Origin of the sequence: Streptomyces sp. NBC_00306 (assembly GCF_036169555.1) — a bacterium.
In the GTDB taxonomy this organism is placed as follows: Bacteria; Actinomycetota; Actinomycetes; order Streptomycetales; family Streptomycetaceae; genus Streptomyces; species Streptomyces achmelvichensis.
Map to the genome: position 1 here is coordinate 989,090 of NZ_CP108032.1, position 18,950 is coordinate 1,008,039.

Genomic DNA, 18,950 nt, shown 5'->3' on the forward strand with positions numbered 1-18,950 from the left:
GTGCGCCCGCTCGTCAGTGCGGCGGACGGATCGTGATGCGCGCGCCCGGGCTCAGCTTCTCCAGCGACTCGGCGAGTTCATTGCCCGCGGCCTCCAGCTCGCCGGTCGTCATCGGCCCCAGCGACTCCAGCAGGAAGATCGCGTTCACCGACTCCTCGGTGAGCCGGGTGCGGGGCCCCTGACGCCAGTTCCAGCGCCGGCAGGTGACGCCCTCGTCGTCGCGCCAGACGACCTCGCCCGCGTCCGGGTGCTCCACCGTCTCCTCGCCGCCGGCGACGGTGACGAAGGGTTCGCTGCCGGTGGCGCGCACCAGGTGCATCCCGCCCCGGATGCGGTCCAGGTCCTCGCCGCCGACCGGGATCAGATGGGCCACGCTGATGGCGTTGTAGAGGTCGACCAGCACATTGATCCGCGGCAGTCCGCCGTCCGCGAGCGCCCTCCTGGCCAGCGCCTCGGCGGAGTTGCGGGTGCGGGACGGCTTGGAGCCGAAGGCGGTGTACGCCGCGCGCCAGGCGGCCATGTGCGGGTCCTCGTGCGGGGCGCGTCCGTCCAGCCGCTCGGCGAGCCGTGCGGCGGCGGCGTCCAGCAGGGCCGAACTCTCGGCGGTACTGGGCCCGTTGACCAGGCCGTGCGCCTCGACGGCCAGGTGGACGAAGCCGGGGACCAGATCCCTGACCTCGTCGGAGACGGTGAGCGAGAGCGTCATACCGGACTGCCTCACAGTGCGCTGGGAAGGCGGCGCCGGAGCGCTCGACCGGTCGCTGCGGACCGGTGGCGCGCATCGGACACCGCGGGACGTGGTACAGCGTACCGTACCGAACGGTCCATCCCATTGGACTGCCCGACGGGCGTACGGCACAACAGCGCACGGGCCGGCCGGACACTGTCCGGCCGGCCCGTCTGCCTGGCTGCTCCCCCGCGGCGCTACGCCGCCATCTCCTCCTTGAGCGCCTGGACGAAGGCGTCGACGTCCTGCTCCGTGGTGTCGAAGGCACACATCCAGCGCACATCGCCGGCGGCCTCGTCCCAGAAGTAGAAGCGGAACCGCTTCTGCAGCCGCTCCGTCACCGCGTTGGGCAGCCGCGCGAAGACCGCGTTGGCCTGGACGGGGTACAGGATCTCGACGCCGTCGACACCGCGTACGCCGTCGGCCAGCCGCTTCGCCATGGCATTCGAGTGCCGGGCGTTGCGCAGCCACAGATCGCGCGCGAGCAGCGCCTCGAGCTGTACGGAGACGAACCGCATCTTGGAGGCGAGCTGCATGGACATCTTGCGCAGATGCTTCATGTGACTGACGGCGTCCGGGTTGAGCACGACGACGGCCTCGCCGAACAGCATGCCGTTCTTCGTGCCGCCGTAGGACAGCACATCGACGCCGACGGCATTGGTGAACGTGCGCATCGGGACGTCCAGGGACGCCGCCGCGTTGGCTATCCGGGCACCGTCGAGGTGGACCTTCATCCCGTGCCCGTGGGCGTGCTCGACGATCGCGCGGATCTCGGCCGGGGTGTAGACCGTACCCAGCTCGGTGTTCTGGGTGATCGAGACGACCTGCGGCATCGCCCGGTGCTCGTCCTCCCAGCCCCACGCCTGCCGGTCGATGAGCTCGGGGGTGAGCTTGCCGTCCGGGGTCGGCACGGTGAGCAGCTTGAGGCCGCCCATCCGCTCCGGTGCGCCGCCCTCGTCCACGTTGATGTGGGCGGACTCGGCGCAGATCACCGCGCCCCACCGGTCGGTGAGCGCCTGGAGCGCCGTGACGTTGGCGCCGGTGCCGTTGAACACCGGGAAGGCCTCGGCCGTCGGCCCGAAGTGGCTGTGCATGACGCGCTGGAGGTGGTCGGTGTACTCGTCCTCGCCGTAGGCGACCTGATGACCGCCGTTGGCGAGGGCGAGCGCCGCCAGGACCTCGGGGTGGGCGCCCGCGTAGTTGTCGCTCGCGAAGCCGCGCACCTCGGGGTCGTGGTGGCGGCGGGCCGCCGTCGGTGCGGCCTTCACGGTTTGGGGGTCAGCCACAGACGCTGTCCATTCGCTTCCCTGGCGGGCCGGTCCCAGACCCCGGCGATGGCTTCCGCCAGTTCCGTCACGTCCGTGAAGCCCGCGAACTTCGCATTCGGGCGCTCGGCGCGCATGGCGTCGTGCACCAGTGCCTTGACGACCAGAATCGCAGCCGCGGCCTTCGGGCCCTCGTCGCCCCCCGCCTTGCGGAAGGCGTCGGCGAGCGCGAGCGTCCAGGCCTCGGCCGCGGCCTTCGAGGCGGCGTACGCGGCGTTGCCGGCGGTCGGGTTGGACGCGCCGGCCGCGCTGATCAGCAGAAAGCGCCCGCGGTCGCTGCGCAGCAGCCCGTCGTGGAAGGCGAGCGAGGTGTGCTGCACCGTGCGGATCAGCAGCTTCTCCAGCAGGGCCCAGTCCGCGAGCTTCGTCTCCGCGAAGGACGGGCTTCCGCGCCAGCCTCCGACGAGGTGGACGAGCCCGTCGATGCGGCCGAACTCCTTCTCCGTCTTGTCGGCCCACTCCCGTGCGGCGTCCAGGTCGAGCAGGTCGACCGTGTCCCCCGTGACGGTCGCCCCGCCGTGCGCGTACCGGGCGGCGTCGACCGCCTCGGCGAGCCGTTCCGGATCGGCGTCCGAGGCGACGACCGTCGCGCCCGCCTCGGCGAGACGCAGCAGGGTGGCGCGGCCCGCCGGGCCCGCCGCTCCCGCCACCGCGACCACGGCGCCGTCCAGCGGCGCGTTCGAGCCTGAGTTCATGGTCGTGGTCTCCTTCGTGCGCGTGCTCATGCGGCTGCCCCGGAGGGCGCCGTGCTCTCGGCCGCTGCCGTACCCGCCGCGGTGATGCCCTTCGTGGAGGCGATCACCGTCTTCAGCTTCTTGGAGAGCGCCTCGAAGAACATGCTGAGCGGAAACTCGTCGGGAAGCACGTCGTCTACGAGTTTCCGGGGAGGCTGTGACAGATCGAGGGCGTCCGGGCCCTTGGCCCAGCGTGAGCCGGGGTGCGGGGCCAGGTAGGTGGAGACCAGGTCGTACGCGGCGAACCAGTGGACCAGCTTGGGGCGGTCGATGCCGTCGCGGTACAGCTTCTCGATCTCGGCGCACAGCTGGTTCGTGACCTGCGGCGCCCGCTCCCAGTCGATCTTCAGGGTGTTGTCGGTCCACCGCAGCACGTCGTGCTTGTGCAGGTAGGAGAAGAGCAGCTGGCCGCCGAGGCCGTCATAGTTGCGCACGCGCTCGCCGGTGACCGGGAAGCGGAACATGCGGTCGAAGAGCACGGCGTACTGGACGTCGCGGCCGTGGGAGTTGCCCTCGGCGTCGAGCTTCACGGCCTCCTTGAAGGCGGTGAGGTCGCAGCGCAGCTCCTCGAGGCCGTACATCCAGAACGGCTGGCGCTGCTTGATCATGAAGGGGTCGAAGGGCAGGTCGCCGTGGCTGTGGGTGCGGTCGTGGACCATGTCCCAGAGCACGAAGGCCTGCTCGCAGCGCTCCTGGTCACCGATCATCTCCTGGATGTCCTCCGGGAGCTGGAGACCGAGGACCTGCACGGCCTCACTCGTCACGGCGCGGAAGCGCGCGGCCTCGCGGTCGCAGAAGATGCCGCCCCAGGTGAAGCGCTCGGGGGCCTCGCGCACGGCGATCGTCTCCGGGAAGAGCACCGCGGAGTTGGTGTCGTAGCCCGCGGTGAAGTCCTCGAAGGTGATGCCGCAGAAGAGGGGGTTGTCGTAGCGGGTGCGCTCGAGCTCGGCGAGCCACTCGGGCCACACCATGCGCAGCACGACCGCTTCGAGGTTGCGGTCCGGGTTGCCGTTCTGCGTGTACATCGGGAAGACGACCAGGTGCTGGAGCCCGTCGGCGCGGCCCCGGGCGGGCTGGAAGGCCAGCAGCGCGTCAAGGAAGTCGGGTATGCCGAAGGCATCGTCGGCCCACTTGCGCAGGTCGGCGACGAGCGCGCGGTGGTACTCGGCGTCGTGCGGCAGGAGCGGGGAGAGCTCGCCGATCGCGTCGATGACGCGGTCCAGTACTGCTTCGGCGTCGACACGCGCGGGGGCGCCCTCGGCGTCGAAGTCGATGGAGCCGTCCTTGGACTGCCAGGGACGGATCTCCTCGACGGCATTCTTGAGCCTCGTCCAGGCCGGGTGCTCGACGACCCGGTCGGCGGGGGATATGGGCGCAGGTGCGGCGTCCTGCACAAGAATTTCCGTCATGTCACTTCCTCCACAGGAGAACCTCGCGTCAAGACACCGTATCTATGCCCGGTTCTCCGGTACAAGTAGCCAGAAGCGAAATTATTCTTCCCCACCTTCATGATCACCGGAAGGTTTGCGGTCGATCATGGTCGCGGCAATGACTTCTGCCACACCGGCCATCGCATCCTTCGCCTCGTCCACCACATTGCTCAGCGCGAGGAAGCCGTGGAACATCCCCGGATAGTGGGCTTCCGTGACCGGTACGCCCGCCTCGACGAGCCTCTTCGCGTATGCCCGCCCCTCGTCGCACACGGGGTCGCAGCCGGCCGTGACGATGTGCGCCGCAGGCAGTCCGGCGAGCTCGGCGCGCAGCGGGGAGGCCAGCGGGTGATGGATGTCACCGTCCGGTCCGAGGTACAGATCGCGGAACCAGCGGACGTGCTCGGCGGTGAGGTAGTAACCCTCCGCGTTGGTGCGGTGCGACTCCGTGTCGAGAGCCGCGTCGGTCGCCGGATAGATCAGCACCTGCAGGGCGACGTCCGGACCGCCGCGCTCGCGACCGACGAGCATGGCGCAGGTGGCGAGGTTGCCCCCGGCGCTGTCCCCCGCGACGACCAGGGCGCGCGGGTCGCCTCCCAGCTCGCCGATGTGGTCCGCGGCCCAGCACACGGCCGCGTACGCGTCCTCGATGGGGACCGGGAAGCGCACCTCGGGAGCGAGGCGGTAGTCGACGGCGACGACGACGGCGCCCGCGTCCCGGCAGAGCTGACGGCACAGCCGGTCGTGGCTGTTCAGCCCGCCGAGCACCCAGCCGCCGCCGTGGAAGAAGACCACCGTCGGCCAGGGCCCGGGTCCGGCTTCGGGAAGGGGACGGTAGACGCGCACCGGAAGCTCGGGGGCGCCGGGCGGGCCGGGGATCGTGCGGTCGGCCACCTCGCCCACCTTCTGCCTGCCGAAGGGTGACAGGGAGGCGTCCATGATCCGCCGCGCCTCCACGGCATCGGTCACCGACACCCCGACGTCGGGGAAGACCGCGGCGAGAATGTCGACGAACTCCCTCACCTCGGGCCTCAGCCGGTCTCTCCCGACGGTCATCCGGGTCTCCCTCGTCCGTGCGAACAGTGTGTCGGCCCCAGCGTTCCTTCCCGGCGCGGCGGCGCGCAGGATTTTGCGCAGGGCTGACATGACGTCAAGCCCTACAGGACGCGCCCACGAGCGGGGGACACGACAGGCGCCCGAGTGGCCGGAAGTCGGCGCCAATCACCCCTGTTACCGCGTGCGAGAGCGGTTTCATCCGGGGGTCCGGCCATTAGGCTGCGTCCTTGCCGCGCCGCGTCGTCAGGCCACGCCGCGCGGGAGCCGCCGTCGACGGAAGCGAGAGAATCTTGACTTTCCTCACCATCGGTCATCGCGGGGTCATGGGCGTCGAGCCGGAGAACACCCTGCGTTCCTTCGTCCGGGCCGAGCGGGCCGGGATGGACGCCATCGAACTGGATCTGCATCTGAGCAAGGACGGCGCGCTCGTCGTCATGCACGACGCCGACGTGGACCGTACGACGGACGGCAAGGGACCCATCGCCGACAAGACCCTGGCGGAACTGCGCGAGCTCGACGCGGGCCAGGGCGAGCGGGTGCCGGTCTTCGAAGAGGTCCTCGACGCGGTGCACGCACCGCTGCAGGCCGAGATCAAGGACATCGCCGCGGCGCGTGCCCTCGCGGAGGTGATGAGGAAGCGCGACCTCGTCCACCGGGTCACCGTCTCGTCCTTCCACGACGACGCGGTGGCCGAGATCGCCTCGCTGGTGCCGGGCGTCCGCACGGTGCTGATCGCGAGCCGCTGGGGTGCCGACATCGTCGACCGCGCCAAGGCCGTGGGCGCGGGAGCCCTCGCCCTGAACATCCGCCGGCTGACCCTGGAGACCGTCGAGCACGCCCACGGCGAGGCGCTTCAGGTGATCGGCTGGGTGGTCAACACCCAGGACCAGCTGCGGCTGGTGCGCGCCCTCGAACTGGACGGCGCGACCACCGACTTCCCGGAGATCCGGCGCACCGGGCGGTTCACCGCGTAGGGCGTGGCGGCCGGTCAGGACCCCGCCGCGGTGCGGGGCGGTTGGGGGATCACACCGTCAGATCCTTCACCAGCAGCTCGAAGACCAGGTCCTTGCGCTGCGGGATGCCGAAGCGTTCGTCGCCGTACGGGAAGGGTGTCAGCTCTCCCGTACGGCGGTAGCCGCGCCGCTCGTACCAGGCGATCAGTTCGTTCCGCACCGAGATCACCGTCATGTGCATCTCGCGCACGCCCCACGTCTCGCGTGCGCTGCGTTCCGCCTGGGCGATGACCAGACGTCCCAGCCCCTCGCCCTGGAGCTTCGGGCGGACGGCGAACATGCCGAAGTAGGCGGCCTCGCCGCGGTGTTCGAGCTGGCAGCAGGCGATCAGCTCACCGTCGCGCTCCACGACGAGGAGGCGGCTTCCGGGGGATTCGATGACCTCGCGCACACCCTCGGGGTCGGTGCGCTGGCCGCCGAGGATGTCCGCCTCGGTCGTCCAGCCGGTCCGGCTCGCGTCACCGCGGTAGGCCGACTCGATCAGCCCGACCAGCGCCGGTGTGTCGGCGGCGACGGCATCGCGGTACGTCAGCTCGCCGGAGTCCCGGGGCGGTGCGGTGTCCATGGATCGCTCTCCGTTCTCAACAGCGTGCGCGTGCCACGAGAGTACCTGCGGACACGATCCAGGAAGTGTCCGCACAGTGTCGTCGTCCGCCCGGAGGGCGTCGCGAACCGGACGAGACTTTGCGGACACGATCTAGGGTTCGGGCATGGTGCATGTGCTGAGCAGTCGGATCCTCCTGCGTCCCACCGACCCCGAGCGCTCCCGGCAGTTCTACGGGCAGAAACTCGGACTGGCCGTCCACCGGGAGTTCGGGACCGGTCCGGAACGGGGCACGGTCTACTTCCTCGGTGGCGGGTTCCTCGAGATCTCGGGCCGCTCCGAGCCTCCCGCCGCGAACGGGCCCCGACTGTGGCTCCAGGTCGAGGACGTCGCGGCCGTCCACGCGGAACTGGCGGAGCAGGGTGTCGAGGTGCTGCGGCCGCCCGTGCAGGAGCCGTGGGGGCTGATCGAGATGTGGATCGCGGACCCGGACGGCCATCGGATCGCCGTCGTCGAGGTGCCCGCCGATCATCCGCTGCGTCACCGTCCCTGAGCCGGACGCCGGGGAGCGGGCGGGGCGCGCGGGCACAGAGCGCGGGCCCGGACACCGCTCAGTGCTCCCTGTGCACCCCCGTGCGCTCGCGTACCCCCGGTGGTGGCCGGGCATCGACCTCTCGACATCCGTCGATGGGGGAGGTTCGCCGTGCACGGACCCGCGATGTCCGGCTGGCTGCTCATGGCGCTGTGCGGAGCGACCGGGCTGTACTGCCTGGTGCGGATGCGCGGCACCTCCGGCGAGGCACGCAGGGCGGCCGGCGGCGAGGCGCTGATGGGTTTCGGCATGGCGGCGATGGCGCTGCCGGCGGCCGTGGTCGTGCTGCCGGGGTGGGCCTGGACGGTGTACGCGGCCGTCTTCGGGGCCGCGGCGCTCGCGGCCCTGTGGCCGGCCCGCCGTGGTCTGCATCATCTGCACCACGCGGTCGGTTCGCTCGCGATGGTCTACATGGCGTTGGCGATGGCCCCCGGAGGCGGCGCCCACACCGGTCACGCCCCGGCCGGCGTACCCCTGCTGACCGGCGCGCTGCTGGTGTACTACGCGGCGTACGTCCTGCGCTCGGGGGTGCGGCTGGTGCCCGTCCCGGCTGCCGCGGGCGTCTCGGGGCCCCTCTCCTTCGGCACCCGGCCCGAACTCGCTCCGGCCTGCAGACTGGCGATGGGCCTCGCGATGCTCGCCATGCTGCTCACCCTCTGACGCCCCCTCGACGGCCCGCCGGGAGGCGGGTTGAGAGACCGTGTCGTACATCACTTGGCGCGCAGGGTCATACCCGCAAGTAGTCGCGCGCTCATAGGCTGACGGCATGTTGGTCTCCCTCGTGCTGCTGACGCTCGGCGCACTGGCCGCCGTGGCGGCTCCGCGACTGCTGTCGCGTGCCGACTGGCCGGAGCGCGAGCCGGTGGTGGCCCTGTGGGTGTGGCAGTGCGTGGTGGCGGCGGTGCTGCTGTCGTTCGCGCTGTCGATGACCTTCAGCGCGGCGGCGGCCTGGCAGCTCGTCCGCGGCCATGTCTTCGCACCGGCGCCGCACGGGGTCGTGGAGGCCTATGCCCTCGGGGCGAACGGGCCGTGGTCGGCCGTCCTCGCGGTCGTGCTGGCCTGCGGCGGCCTGTGGACCGCCGCCATGCTCACCCGGGAGATCCTCCGGGCCCGGCTGCGCCGCAGGCAGCGGCGTAGCGAGCTGCTGGTGCGCTCCCCCCTCATGCCGGGCGAGCAGCCGGGCAGTGAGCCGCTGGTGGTCCTGGAGGGGGCACGCCCCGACGCGTGGTGGCTGCCCGGTGCCGCGCCTCAACTGGTCATCACCACCGCGGCGTTGCGACGGCTGAAGGGCCGTCAGCTCGACGCGGTCCTGGCGCACGAGCAGGGTCACGCCCAGGCGCGCCACGACTGGCTGCTGCACTGCTCCTCGGCACTCGCCAACGGGTTCCCGCAGATCCCGGTGTTCGCCGCGTTCCGCGACGAGATGCACCGGCTGGTGGAGCTTGCCGCCGACGATGTCGCCTCGCGCAGGTTCGGGCGGCTCACGATCGCCCTCGCGCTGGTGGAACTGAACGAGGACCGCGGGGTGTTCGGTCCGTGCCCCACGCCGGACGCCCAGCTGCCGCAGCGCGTCAACCGGCTGCTGACGCCCGTTCCGCGGCTCACCGCGGGCCGTCGTCTGCGGCTGACCGCCGCGGCCGCACTGGTGCCGGTGGTCCCGCTGCTGGTGGCCTTCGTCCCCGCACTTCGCGCGCTGGGTCAGCCGTAGATCTCCTTTCACGGGGAAGATCCCTCTCATGCATTCGCCACATCCCGCTCCGACCACTCCCCCGGAGGCCGGACCGCCGGCCGGACCGGTGCGCACCGGATCGCTGCTGGTCGTGCTCTTCGCCGTCCTGCTGTTCCTGGTCACGATCGCCTGGTCACCGCTCATCTCCTTCGACCGCTCCGTCGCCGACGGACTGCACGCGTGGGCCGTCGAGGATCCGGGGCTCGTCCGGGTGAATCGCGTCCTGAGCGACTGGGTGTGGGACCCCTGGACGATGCGTGCGCTGATCGCTGTGGCTGTCGTGTGGCTGTGGTGGCGGAGCGAACGCCTGCTCGCCGTGTGGGTGGCGGCGACGAGCGCGCTCGGCACGCTCCTCCAGCAGGGTCTGAAATCCGCGGTGGGCCGCGAGCGCCCGGAGTGGCCCGATCCGGTCGACTCGGCGCACTTCTCGGCCTTCCCTTCGGGCCACGCGATGACGGCCATGGTCACCTGCGTGACGGTGCTCTGGCTGCTGCGGCGCCACGGGCTGGAGGGGCAGTGGTGGCTGTGGGCCGTGGTCGTGGCCGTGGTCTCCGTGGTGGGGGTGGGCCTGACCCGGCTCTATCTCGGCGTCCACTGGCCCACCGACGTCATCGGCGGCTGGCTGCTCGGGGCGGGCTGGGTGACGTTTTCCGTCGTGGCGTACGAACGGACGGTCTTGTCCCGGCAGCACTGAGCCGGAGAGGATCGTCGTCATGCCGGTCAAGGGTGTGCTGTTCGACTTCTCGGGAACGCTGCTGCGCAGCGAGTCGGTGTCCGACTGGCTCCGGGCGAGCCTGGCCGCATGCGGCGTCGAACTCCCCGAGCCCGGGTTGTCCCGCCTCGCCGACGAGCTGGCGGCGGCCGGCGCCCTGCCGGGCGGTCCGAAGCCGGCCGTGATCCCGCCGCATCTCGTGGAGGTGTGGGCGGCCCGCGACGCGTCCATGGAGCACCACCGCGCCGCGTACACCGGTCTCGCGCGCGGCGTCCACCTGCCGGATCCCCGCCTGTGCGACGCGCTGTACGAACGGCACATGGAGCCCGCGGCCTGGCGCCCCTATCCCGACGCCGCCGAGGTACTGGGCGCACTGCGTGAGCGGGGGCTCGGCATCGCGGTGGTGAGCAACATCGGCTGGGACCTGCGACCGGTCGTGCGGGCCCACGGCCTGGACGCCTTCGTGGACGCGTACACGCTGTCCTACGAGCACGGCGTGCAGAAACCCGACGTACGGCTGTTCCGTGCGGCCTGCGAGGCGCTGGGGCTGCATCCGGCCGACGTACTCATGGTCGGGGACGACCGGCACGCGGACGGGGGCGCCGCGGATCTCGGATGTGCCGTCCACTTCGTGGATCCGCTGCCGGCGGAGGAACGCCCCGCCCCGCGGAAAGTGCTGGATCTCGTGGACCGAGCGGACCGGGCGGACCGGGCGGACCGGTACGAACCGTGCGGACCCCGGGGCCCCGATTCGTCCGCACAACGGCCCGGGGAGAGACACTGAAGGCATGACGAAGCCACCCGAACCGGACGATCCCCCGCGTCGCCCGGTTCGGGCAGCACCCCGCTGACCAGGCCCTGAAGCCCGCACAGCGGAACACGCTGAGTATATTGGCTGAGAGCCAGTCAACGCAGGAGTCCAGCATGTCCCCGCGGAGCGCATCGGTCAATGAAGAGCTTCGTCGGCGTTCCCGCGAGCGGCTCCTCCAGGCGACCGTGGAGCTGGTCGACGAGCGCGGCTACGAGGCCACGACCCTGTCCGACATAGCCGACCGGGCGGGTTCCGCTCGCGGTCTGATCTCGTACTACTTTCCGGGAAAACGGCAGCTTCTGCAGTCGGCCGTGCACCGTTTGATGCATCTCACACTCCGGGAGGCGCTGGAGCGGGAGCCGCGGACCGAGGACGGACGCGAACTGCTGGCGCGGGCGATCGACGCCGTGCTCGGGCTCGCCGTCGACCATCCGGTCCTGATGCGGACCCATATGTCGGGCGTGCTCCAGGCCGAGGGCTTTGTGCAGTGCCCCGAGCAGCAAGAGCTGGCGATGCAGCTGCGGACCACCGTGGAGCGGTACGGCTCCCAGCAGGCCGAGGTGGACTATCCGCTGCTGCGGGCCCTGCTGATGGGCGCGGTCTTCGCGATCCTCCTGCCCGGCGCACCGATGCCGCTCGCGCGTCTGCGGGCTGAGCTCTTCCAGCGCTACGGGCTGGACTGGGAGCTCGGCGTCCCGCCGGGCGGATGTCCGCCCGGCGGGACGACGTACGACACCAGGGAGGTCCTGGGTCAGTCGCGGTCGAAGTAGTCGGGCTGGGTCTGCACGTTGAGCTCGTGCAGCCGCACCCGCTTCGCCGGGTCCGTACGCCTGTCGTTGAGCTTCAGGACGTCGAGACCCTTCGCGATGTCGTTCGAGTAGATGTAACCGTTGTAGTAGTACGCCGACCAGGGACCGGCCGTGGTGACCTGGTCGAGGGTGACGGGACCACGCTCGAAGAAGGCGATCTCCTTGGGCCTGCTCGAGTTGGTGAAGTCCCAGACCGAGATACCGCCCTGGTACCAGGCCTGGACCATGATGTCGCGGCCCTTCACCGGGATGATCGAGCCGTTGTGCGCCACGCAGACCTCGGCGTCCGCCTGGTGCCGGTCGATCTTGAAGTAGCTGCGGAAGACGAGCTTGCGCTTGTCGCCGCGGCCCACGAGGTCGTAGACGCCGTCCGCGCCGCGGTTCGGGCCGATCTCCTCGTTGCAGGTGGCCGCTCCGCCGCCGCCGAGCTCGTCGGTGAAGACGACCTTGTCGGCGTCCTGGTTGAAGGTCGCCGAGTGCCAGAACGCGAAGTTCACGTTGTCCTGGACGCGGTCGATGACCTTCGGGCGCTCCGGGTCCTTGATCGAGAACAGGATGCCGTCACCCATGCAGGCGCCGGCGGCCAGGTCCTTCGAGGGGAGCACGGTGATGTCGTGGCAGCCGGTGGTCTTGGAGACGCCCGGGTTGGTGGGCGAACCGGGGTTGCCTCCGCCGTCCGGACCCTCACCGGGGAAGAGCACCGGGAAGTTCACGATCCGGGCCTGCTGCGGGGCCTTGCGCGGCACCTTGATGACGGAGATGCCGTCGTGCGGCGGCTGGCAGTCCGGGAAGGCCGCGCTCGGCGAGTACGACGAGACGTAGATGTAGACGTCGCGGCGCTCGGGCACCAGCGTGTGCGTGTGCGAGCCGCACGCGGTCTCGACAGCGGCGATGTACTTCGGGTTGCGCTTGTCGCTGATGTCGAAGATCTTCATGCCCTCCCACGACGACTTCTCGGTCGCGGGCTGCGTCGTGCTGTTGCACGAGTTGTCGCTGCGCGAGGAGTCGGTGGAGAGGAACAGCAGGTCCCCGGAGACCGAGATGTCGTTCTGGCTGCCGGGACACAGCACCTGGGCGACCGTCTTCGGCGCCTTCGGGTTGCTGATGTCGAAGATCCGGAAGCCGTCGTAGTTGCCCGAGTAGGCGTACTTGCCCTGGAAGGCGATGTCCGTATTGGTGCCCTTGAGCGCGTCCTTGGGGACGTTGGCGAGGTGCTCGATGTTGTCGCTGTGGACGATCTCGTCCACGCCGGGTATCTCACCACTCGCGATGGCGGAGCGGTCCTGCGCCGCCTGGCCCGAGGAGATCTCCTTCTGGGCGGCCTTGTCCCCGGGGTCTGGTGTGGCGGCCGCGGGTCCGGCCGTCAGCAGCGTGGCGAGGAGCCCGGCCGCGGCTGCCGCCACGCCCAGACGTCTGCGCCGCACTCGGGTGGTGTGCAACAGGGTCACTGCGTCCTCCCTTGTATCCGTTCCTAGTTGAACGGTTCACGGACCACCGCAGTATCTTCCCTTGCATGGACATCTCAACAGATGGCAACAGAGACGTAATGAAAGTTTCTGATCAACAGGGTTCCGAAGCGTGCTAGGACGGTCATAGAACACCCCAAGTGCCTCAGGAGGTCTCCGTGTTGAACCGCCGCCCGGCCTCACGCTCCCGCAGACCGGTGGTCGCGGTGGCCGTGGCCGCCGCCGTACTCGCCCTGGGCGCCTGCGAGTCGGACAGCGACGCTCCGGCCAAGGCCAAGGGGGACAGCGGTCCCTCGGTGGTCGCGCCGGGGAAGCCGGGTGAACCGGCGAAGACGCTCTCCCCCGAGGAGGCCAGGAAGGCCGCCCCGGACGACTCGCCGAACTCCGCCGACTTCTCCTACGCCCACATGATGATCACGCACCACGGCCAGGCGGTGACGATGACCGCGCTGGTACCGACCCGGGCGGAATCGACGCAGGTCAAGCGGTTGGCGGAGCGCATTTCGGCGTCCCAGAAGCCCGAGATCGCAGCGATGCAGGGCTGGCTGAAAGTCAACGGCGGGAAGAAGGGCGACAGCGGACACGACCACGGCGCCGCCCCGATGCCGGGCATGGCGACCGCCGCGCAGCTGACCCAGTTGCGGGCAGCGAAGGGCAAGGCGTTCGACGAACTCTTCCTGAAGCTGATGATGACGCACCATCAGGGAGCCATCACGATGGCCACGGAGGCCCTGACGGAGGGCAACAACGTGCTGATCGAGGAGATGGCGACGGACGTGATCTCGCAGCAGACGAGCGAGATCGGCCGGATGCGGAAGATGTGACGCCGGCCGGCGCCTCCGCCGCGATGCGTCAGCGGCGGTTGTGGCGCGGCGGCAGATGCCCTTCGTCGCGGGCGCCGGCGATGAGCCGGAGGGCCTTGCGGCGGCCGTGGCCGGTCGCGCCCATCACGGCGAGCACGGGGTCGCGGCCGTCCCGCTGGGCGCCCCGGTAGACCTCGGCGGCCAGCCGGCGGCCCGCCGCGCCCCGCGGCGGAGCGGTACGCGCCCGGCGACGGGACGGCGGTGGCGCGTTCTCCCGGCCCATGCCATCGGTGGCGCCGGGTGCGCCGGGCATGGTCACCGCGCGCGGCGGCTGGCCTGCGGCCGTACGGCAGGCGTCCTCGAGAGGGTCCTCGATCCGGTCGGCGAGCACGGTGAAGGTCCGCAGCGGCAGCGGCGGGTCGGCGTGCATGTCCTCGATGGCGATCCGCCCCTGGTCGACGACGGCCAGCACGTCGATGCGCGCTCCGTCGGCGAACGTCAGCCGGACGTTGAACCAGGGCTGCGTGAGCTCGCGCGCGGGGAGGGATTCGACGGTGGTGACGGTGCCGTGGCCCTCCATCTCCCAGACCGGTGGAAAGGGCAGGACCTGAAGCAGGTCATACTGATCATTAGCGTTAAGAAACGTAGTTTCTTGCACAATTAGCACGTAACCAGTCAATTCCGGTCGATCTGCGACGGCACGCACGTCGGGCCGGCGCAGAGCACCCCGTTGGGGGCCCCGTCCACCGAACGGCCGCCGAGTCACACCTCCCCAGCGCGGTACCCCGGTGCGATGCTGGAGTTTCCCTGCGGGAAGGAGCGCAGCTGTGCTTCGCGTCGCCGTTGTGGGATCGGGACCCAGCGGGGTCTACGCCGCTCAGGATCTCGTCCAGCAGAGCCAGGTTCCGGATGTGCGGGTGCATGTCCTGGACCGGCTTCCCTGCCCCTACGGACTCGTGCGTTACGGGGTCGCGCCCGACCACGAGAAGATCAAGTCCCTGCAGAACAACCTCCGCGGTGTGCTGGAACAGGAGCGGATCGACTTCGTCGGGAACATCGAGGTGGGAGCGCACGGGCTGACTCCCGGGCGGCTGCTGGAGCTCTATCACGCGGTCGTGTACTGCGTGGGAGCCGCCCGGGACCGCAGACTCGACATTCCAGGCGAGGATCTGCCCGGCAGCTACTCGGCCACCGACTTCGTCTCCTGGTACAGCGCGCACCCCGACGCCGCGCGCAACAGCTTCGCGCTCGGCGCCCGCTCGGCCGTCGTGATCGGCGTCGGCAACGTCGCCGTCGACGTGGCCCGCATCCTGGCGCGCGGAGCCGACGAACTGCGGCCCACCGACGTGCCGGAGGACGCACTCGGCGCACTGGCGCTCAGCCGGGTGCGCGATGTTCACATGGTCGGCAGACGCGGTCCCTCCCAGGCCAAGTTCACCACCAAGGAACTGCGCGAACTCGCCTCGCTGCCCTCGGCGGAGGTCGTCGTCGAACCGGCCGACCTCGCACTGGACCCCGTGTACGCGGACACCTCGGGCACCCTCGCGGCCGCACTGCCCGCGGTCGGCCGCCGCAACGTCGATGTCGTGCGCGGCTGGGCGGCCCAGCCTCCGCGCGGCCTGGACCGCCGGATCCATCTGCGGTTCTTCCTGCGCCCGGTGGAGTTCGTCGAGCAGGACGGCCACGTCGCGGCCGTACGGTTCGAGCGGACCGTACCGGACGCCGGAGGGTCGGTGCGGGGCACCGGGACGTACGAGGAGATCGAGGCACAGCTGGTGCTGCGGGCGGTCGGCTACCGGGGCGTGCCGCTGCCCGGCCTGCCGTTCGACGCGGCGCTCGGGACCGTGCCGCACACGGCCGGGCGGGTCCTGCGGGACGGGGTCCCGTCGCCCGGGGAGTACGTGGCGGGCTGGATCAAGCGCGGACCGACCGGAGTGATCGGCACCAACCGGCCGTGCGCCAAGGAGACGGTGGCCTCGCTGCTGGAGGACGGTGCCGCACTGGCACTGCGCTCCGTGGCGGCCGATCCGGTGGCGGAACTGCGGGCGGCGGGCCACCACCCGGTCGAGTGGACGGGCTGGCAGGCGATCGAGGCTGCCGAGGCCGCGCTCGGCCGGACGCTCGGCCGACGGTCCGTCAAGATCCCCGACTGGGACGGGCTTCTGGGCGCCGCGACCGGCGACACAGCGCGCTGAGGCTATGCCTCGCCGAGGCGGTCCGCCTGCCGGGCCGCCGCGGCGAGGACGCTGTCGAGCAGCCCGGGGAACAGGGCGTCGAGGTCGTCACGGCGCAGTCCGTTCAGCTTCGCCGTGCCCTGGTACATCTGCCGGATCACACCGCTCTCCCGGAGCACGCGGAAGTGGTGGGTGGTCGTCGACTTGGTGACGGGCAGGTCGAAATGGGAGCAGGAGAGCGCCTCGCCGGTGGCCGCGAGCTCCCTCAGCACGAGCAGCCGCATCGGGTCGGAGAACGCATGGAGCACGCCTTCCAGCCGGATCTCGTCACGCGTGGGGTGAGCGAGCTCGCGGGGGCTTGTCGCGGTGGTCACGGCTGCTCCACTTCGTCCGGGGCTCTCATTGTACGAGAACCCTCGTAGTTTGACACTCGCCGTACTACGATGCGTATCGTACGAGTCGCGGGACCAGCACGGCCGAGCGCCCGTGCCCGGTCGCACCCGTACCCGGTCCTCGCCCTGCCACCCGCCGTACACCGGCCCCGCCCGAATGGAGTCCGTCGTGAGCGCGCTGTTCCAGCCTTACACCCTGCGATCGCTGACCATCCCCAACCGCGCCTGGATGGCGCCGATGTGCCAGTACTCGGCAGAGGCGAGCGGACCGGACGCCGGCGCCCCGACCGACTGGCACTTCGCGCACTACGCGGCCCGTGCCACGGGCGGCACCGGCCTGATCCTCGTCGAGGCCACGGCGGTCGCCCCCGAGGGGCGGATCAGCCCCGCGGACGTCGGGATCTGGAACGACACCCAGGTCGAGTCCTTCCGCCGGATCACCCGTTTCGTGAAGAGCCAGGGCACCACCATCGGCATCCAGCTGGCGCACGCCGGGCGCAAGGCATCGACGGACCGCCCCTGGAAGGGCGGCGGGCCGGTGGGCGCGGGCGACCACGGCTGGCAGCCCCTCGCGCCCAGCCCGCTCCCCTTCGACGAGGGCCACCCGGTCCCCGACGAGCTGACGACGGCGGAGATCGAGGAGATCGTCGGACAGTTCGCCGCCGCGGCCCGCCGAGCGCTGGACGCCGGCTTCGAGATCGCCGAGATCCACGGCGCACACGGCTATCTGATCGGCGAATTCCTCTCGCCGCACACCAACCACCGCACGGACGAGTACGGCGGCTCCTTCGAGAACCGCGCCCGGTTCCCGCTCGCTGTCGTCGACGCGGTACGGGCCGTGTGGCCCGACGAACTGCCGCTCTTCTTCCGCATCTCCGCCACCGACTGGCTGGACGAAGGCGGCTGGACGGCCGACGACACCGTCCGCTTCGCGGCGCTGCTCAAGGACCACGGCATCGACCTGCTGGACGTCTCCTCCGGCGGCAACGCCCCGCGCGTGACCATCCCGACCGGCCCCGGCTACCAGGTGCCGTTCGCCGCACGGGTGCGGGCCGAGACCGGACTCCCGGTTGCCGCCGTCGGCATGATCACCGACGCCGAACAGGCGGAGAAGATCATCGCGAACGGGGAGGCGGACGCCGTCCTGCTCGGCCGTGAACTGCTGCGCAACCCGTCCTGGGCCCGGCATGCCGCGCGCGAGCTCAGCGGAGAGATCCGTGTCCCGGAGCAGTATCTCCGCTCCGTCTGAACCGGCGGTACGACCAACAGCGAACACGAAGGAGCGGCGCCCCGACCAGGGTGCCGCTCCTTCGTCATGTCCCACGCCTCCGTCGTGTCCCGCGCCTCCGTCGTGTCCGCACGCCTTCCGTGCCGTGGCCGCGCACCGATGAGTTTCACCTTCCGGAACGGTCTGCTCTCCATGACGTCCGCCCGGGCCGACCGCGACCTACGGGCCACTGTCGGTGGCCGGGTGCAGACTGGCCCTTATCCGCGACAACGGCGTCCTGGAGGCACACGACCATGTCCGACGTACTGCTCACCGTAGGTACCCGCAAAGGACTCTTCATCGGCCGCAGAAGCGGCGGCTCATGGGACTTCGACGGCCCGCACTTCAACGCGCAGGCCGTGTACTCGATCGGCATCGACACCCGCAGAGCCGTGCCCCGGCTGCTCGTCGGCGGCGACAGCGCGCACTGGGGACCGTCGGTCTTCCACTCCGACGACCTCGGGAAGACCTGGGTGGAGCCCGCCAAGCCGGCGGTGAAGTTCCCCAAGGACACCGGGGCCTCGCTGGAGCGGGTCTGGCAGCTGCATCCCGCGGGCCCCGAAACCCCGGACGTGGTCTACGCGGGCACCGAGCCGGCCGCGCTGTTCCGCTCGGAGGACGGCGGCGAGACGTTCGACCTCGTACGGCCGCTGTGGGAGCACCCGACCCGTTCGCAGTGGGTCCCGGGCGGCGGCGGTGAGGCCGTGCACACCGTGGTGACGGACCGGCGCGACCCGCAGTCGGTGATGGTCGCCGTGTCGACCGCGGGCGTGTTCCGCTCCCGGGACGGCGGCGAGAGCTGGGCGCCGTCCAACAAGGGGGTGTCCGCGGTCTTCCTGCCGGACCCCGACCCGGAGTTCGGCCAGTGCGTCCACAAGATCGCCCAGGACGCCGGGGATCTGGACCGGCTGTATCTCCAGAACCACTGGGGTGTCTTCCGCAGCGACGACGCCGGCGCGAAGTGGACGGACATCGGAGCGGGCCTGCCCTCGGACTTCGGCTTCGCCGTGGCCGCGCACCCGCACCGCCGCGACACCGCCTATGTCTTCCCGATCACCGCGGACGCCGACCGGGTGCCCGCCGGCCGCCGGTGCCGGGTGTACCGCACCACCGACGCGGGCGGCAGCTGGGAGGCGCTGTCCGCCGGACTGCCCGAGGGTGATCACTACGGCACGGTCCTCCGGGACGCCCTGTGCACCGACGACGCCGATCCCGCCGGGATCTACTTCGGCAACCGCAACGGCGAGGTGTACGCCAGCGCGGACGACGGAGACAGCTGGCAGCAGCTGGCCTCGCATCTGCCTGACGTGCTCTGCGTACGGGCTGCGGCCATGGGTTGAGGGTCAAGGTCACTCCACCAGTAGAG

20 protein-coding genes are annotated in these 18,950 nt (G+C 70.7%); 11 read left to right on the top strand and 9 right to left on the bottom strand.

Annotated features, from left to right (window positions below; translation table 11 throughout):
* Positions 1–13: 13 nt before the first annotated feature.
* The 5 genes from OHA05_RS04330 to OHA05_RS04350 all read right to left on the bottom strand — a co-directional run bounded on the left by OHA05_RS04330 (position 14) and on the right by OHA05_RS04350 (position 5,272).
* Positions 14–706: a B3/B4 domain-containing protein gene (locus OHA05_RS04330; protein WP_313947738.1), complete on the bottom strand. Its 693-nt coding sequence runs from the start codon at positions 704–706 to the stop codon at positions 14–16.
* 218 nt (positions 707–924) lie between these two features.
* The gene (locus OHA05_RS04335; protein ID WP_313947737.1) at positions 925–2,013 is read right to left on the bottom strand and encodes a threonine aldolase family protein; all 1,089 of its coding nucleotides are present in this window, start codon (positions 2,011–2,013) and stop codon (positions 925–927) included.
* Positions 1,992–2,747: an SDR family oxidoreductase gene (locus tag OHA05_RS04340; protein WP_313947736.1), complete on the bottom strand. Its 756-nt coding sequence runs from the start codon at positions 2,745–2,747 to the stop codon at positions 1,992–1,994. Before OHA05_RS04340 ends, OHA05_RS04335 begins: the two co-directional genes overlap by 22 nt.
* 26 nt (positions 2,748–2,773) lie before the next feature.
* Positions 2,774–4,195: a DUF6421 family protein gene (locus OHA05_RS04345; RefSeq protein WP_313947735.1), complete on the bottom strand. Its 1,422-nt coding sequence runs from the start codon at positions 4,193–4,195 to the stop codon at positions 2,774–2,776.
* Positions 4,196–4,276: 81 nt separating this feature from the next.
* Complete coding sequence (locus OHA05_RS04350; protein ID WP_313947734.1) at positions 4,277–5,272, bottom strand: alpha/beta hydrolase; 996 nt, start codon at positions 5,270–5,272, stop codon at positions 4,277–4,279.
* Between the two features lie 290 nt (positions 5,273–5,562).
* Between OHA05_RS04350 and OHA05_RS04355 the strand changes: the two genes are divergently transcribed.
* Complete coding sequence (locus tag OHA05_RS04355; protein WP_313947733.1) at positions 5,563–6,246, top strand: glycerophosphodiester phosphodiesterase; 684 nt, start codon at positions 5,563–5,565, stop codon at positions 6,244–6,246.
* 49 nt (positions 6,247–6,295) lie between these two features.
* On the opposite strand, the gene OHA05_RS04360 is transcribed toward OHA05_RS04355, so the two are convergent.
* Positions 6,296–6,850, bottom strand: coding sequence for a GNAT family N-acetyltransferase (locus OHA05_RS04360; protein ID WP_313947732.1), 555 nt, complete (start codon positions 6,848–6,850; stop codon positions 6,296–6,298).
* Positions 6,851–6,995: 145 nt separating this feature from the next.
* On the opposite strand from OHA05_RS04360, the gene OHA05_RS04365 reads away from it, so the two are divergent.
* From OHA05_RS04365 to OHA05_RS04390, 6 genes are all read left to right on the top strand, one after another.
* Positions 6,996–7,382, top strand: coding sequence for a VOC family protein (locus OHA05_RS04365; protein ID WP_313947731.1), 387 nt, complete (start codon positions 6,996–6,998; stop codon positions 7,380–7,382).
* A 150-nt stretch (positions 7,383–7,532) separates the two neighbouring features.
* Positions 7,533–8,081 (top strand): DUF5134 domain-containing protein, encoded by a 549-nt coding sequence (locus tag OHA05_RS04370; protein WP_313947730.1) that lies wholly within the window; start codon positions 7,533–7,535, stop codon positions 8,079–8,081.
* A 106-nt stretch (positions 8,082–8,187) separates the two neighbouring features.
* A complete protein-coding gene (locus OHA05_RS04375; RefSeq protein ID WP_313947728.1) occupies positions 8,188–9,129 on the top strand; it encodes a M56 family metallopeptidase in 942 nt (313 codons plus the stop codon).
* A 28-nt stretch (positions 9,130–9,157) separates the two neighbouring features.
* The gene (locus OHA05_RS04380) at positions 9,158–9,844 is read left to right on the top strand and encodes a phosphatase PAP2 family protein (RefSeq protein ID WP_313947727.1); all 687 of its coding nucleotides are present in this window, start codon (positions 9,158–9,160) and stop codon (positions 9,842–9,844) included.
* A 19-nt stretch (positions 9,845–9,863) separates the two neighbouring features.
* On the top strand, positions 9,864–10,646 hold the full coding sequence (locus OHA05_RS04385) for an HAD family hydrolase (RefSeq protein WP_313947726.1): 783 nt from the start codon (positions 9,864–9,866) through the stop codon (positions 10,644–10,646).
* A 140-nt stretch (positions 10,647–10,786) separates the two neighbouring features.
* Positions 10,787–11,443 carry a TetR/AcrR family transcriptional regulator gene (locus OHA05_RS04390; RefSeq protein WP_313947725.1) on the top strand — a complete coding sequence of 219 codons (657 nt, stop codon included), beginning with the start codon at positions 10,787–10,789 and terminating at the stop codon, positions 11,441–11,443.
* Here OHA05_RS04390 and OHA05_RS04395 read toward each other — a convergent pair.
* Positions 11,425–12,930: an LVIVD repeat-containing protein gene (locus OHA05_RS04395; protein ID WP_313947724.1), complete on the bottom strand. Its 1,506-nt coding sequence runs from the start codon at positions 12,928–12,930 to the stop codon at positions 11,425–11,427. The two genes, OHA05_RS04390 and OHA05_RS04395, sit on opposite strands and share 19 nt — an antisense overlap.
* Before the next feature lie 176 nt (positions 12,931–13,106).
* Here OHA05_RS04395 and OHA05_RS04400 point away from each other — a divergent pair, with 176 nt between their 5' ends.
* Complete coding sequence (locus OHA05_RS04400) at positions 13,107–13,772, top strand: DUF305 domain-containing protein (protein WP_313947723.1); 666 nt, start codon at positions 13,107–13,109, stop codon at positions 13,770–13,772.
* A gap of 28 nt (positions 13,773–13,800) precedes the next feature.
* Here the strand turns inward: OHA05_RS04400 and OHA05_RS04405 are convergent, their stop codons facing one another.
* Positions 13,801–14,331, bottom strand: a complete 531-nt coding sequence (locus OHA05_RS04405) for a DUF6214 family protein (protein WP_313947722.1) — start codon at positions 14,329–14,331, stop codon at positions 13,801–13,803.
* 247 nt (positions 14,332–14,578) lie between these two features.
* Between OHA05_RS04405 and OHA05_RS04410 the strand changes: the two genes are divergently transcribed.
* Complete coding sequence (locus OHA05_RS04410) at positions 14,579–15,946, top strand: FAD-dependent oxidoreductase (RefSeq protein ID WP_313947721.1); 1,368 nt, start codon at positions 14,579–14,581, stop codon at positions 15,944–15,946.
* Between the two features lie 2 nt (positions 15,947–15,948).
* On the opposite strand, the gene OHA05_RS04415 is transcribed toward OHA05_RS04410, so the two are convergent.
* Complete coding sequence (locus OHA05_RS04415; RefSeq protein ID WP_313947720.1) at positions 15,949–16,299, bottom strand: ArsR/SmtB family transcription factor; 351 nt, start codon at positions 16,297–16,299, stop codon at positions 15,949–15,951.
* Between the two features lie 187 nt (positions 16,300–16,486).
* On the opposite strand from OHA05_RS04415, the gene OHA05_RS04420 reads away from it, so the two are divergent.
* Positions 16,487–17,566, top strand: a complete 1,080-nt coding sequence (locus OHA05_RS04420) for an NADH:flavin oxidoreductase/NADH oxidase (RefSeq protein WP_313947719.1) — start codon at positions 16,487–16,489, stop codon at positions 17,564–17,566.
* Between the two features lie 272 nt (positions 17,567–17,838).
* A complete protein-coding gene (locus OHA05_RS04425) occupies positions 17,839–18,924 on the top strand; it encodes a WD40/YVTN/BNR-like repeat-containing protein (protein WP_313947718.1) in 1,086 nt (361 codons plus the stop codon).
* The last annotated feature ends 26 nt before the right edge of the window (positions 18,925–18,950 follow it).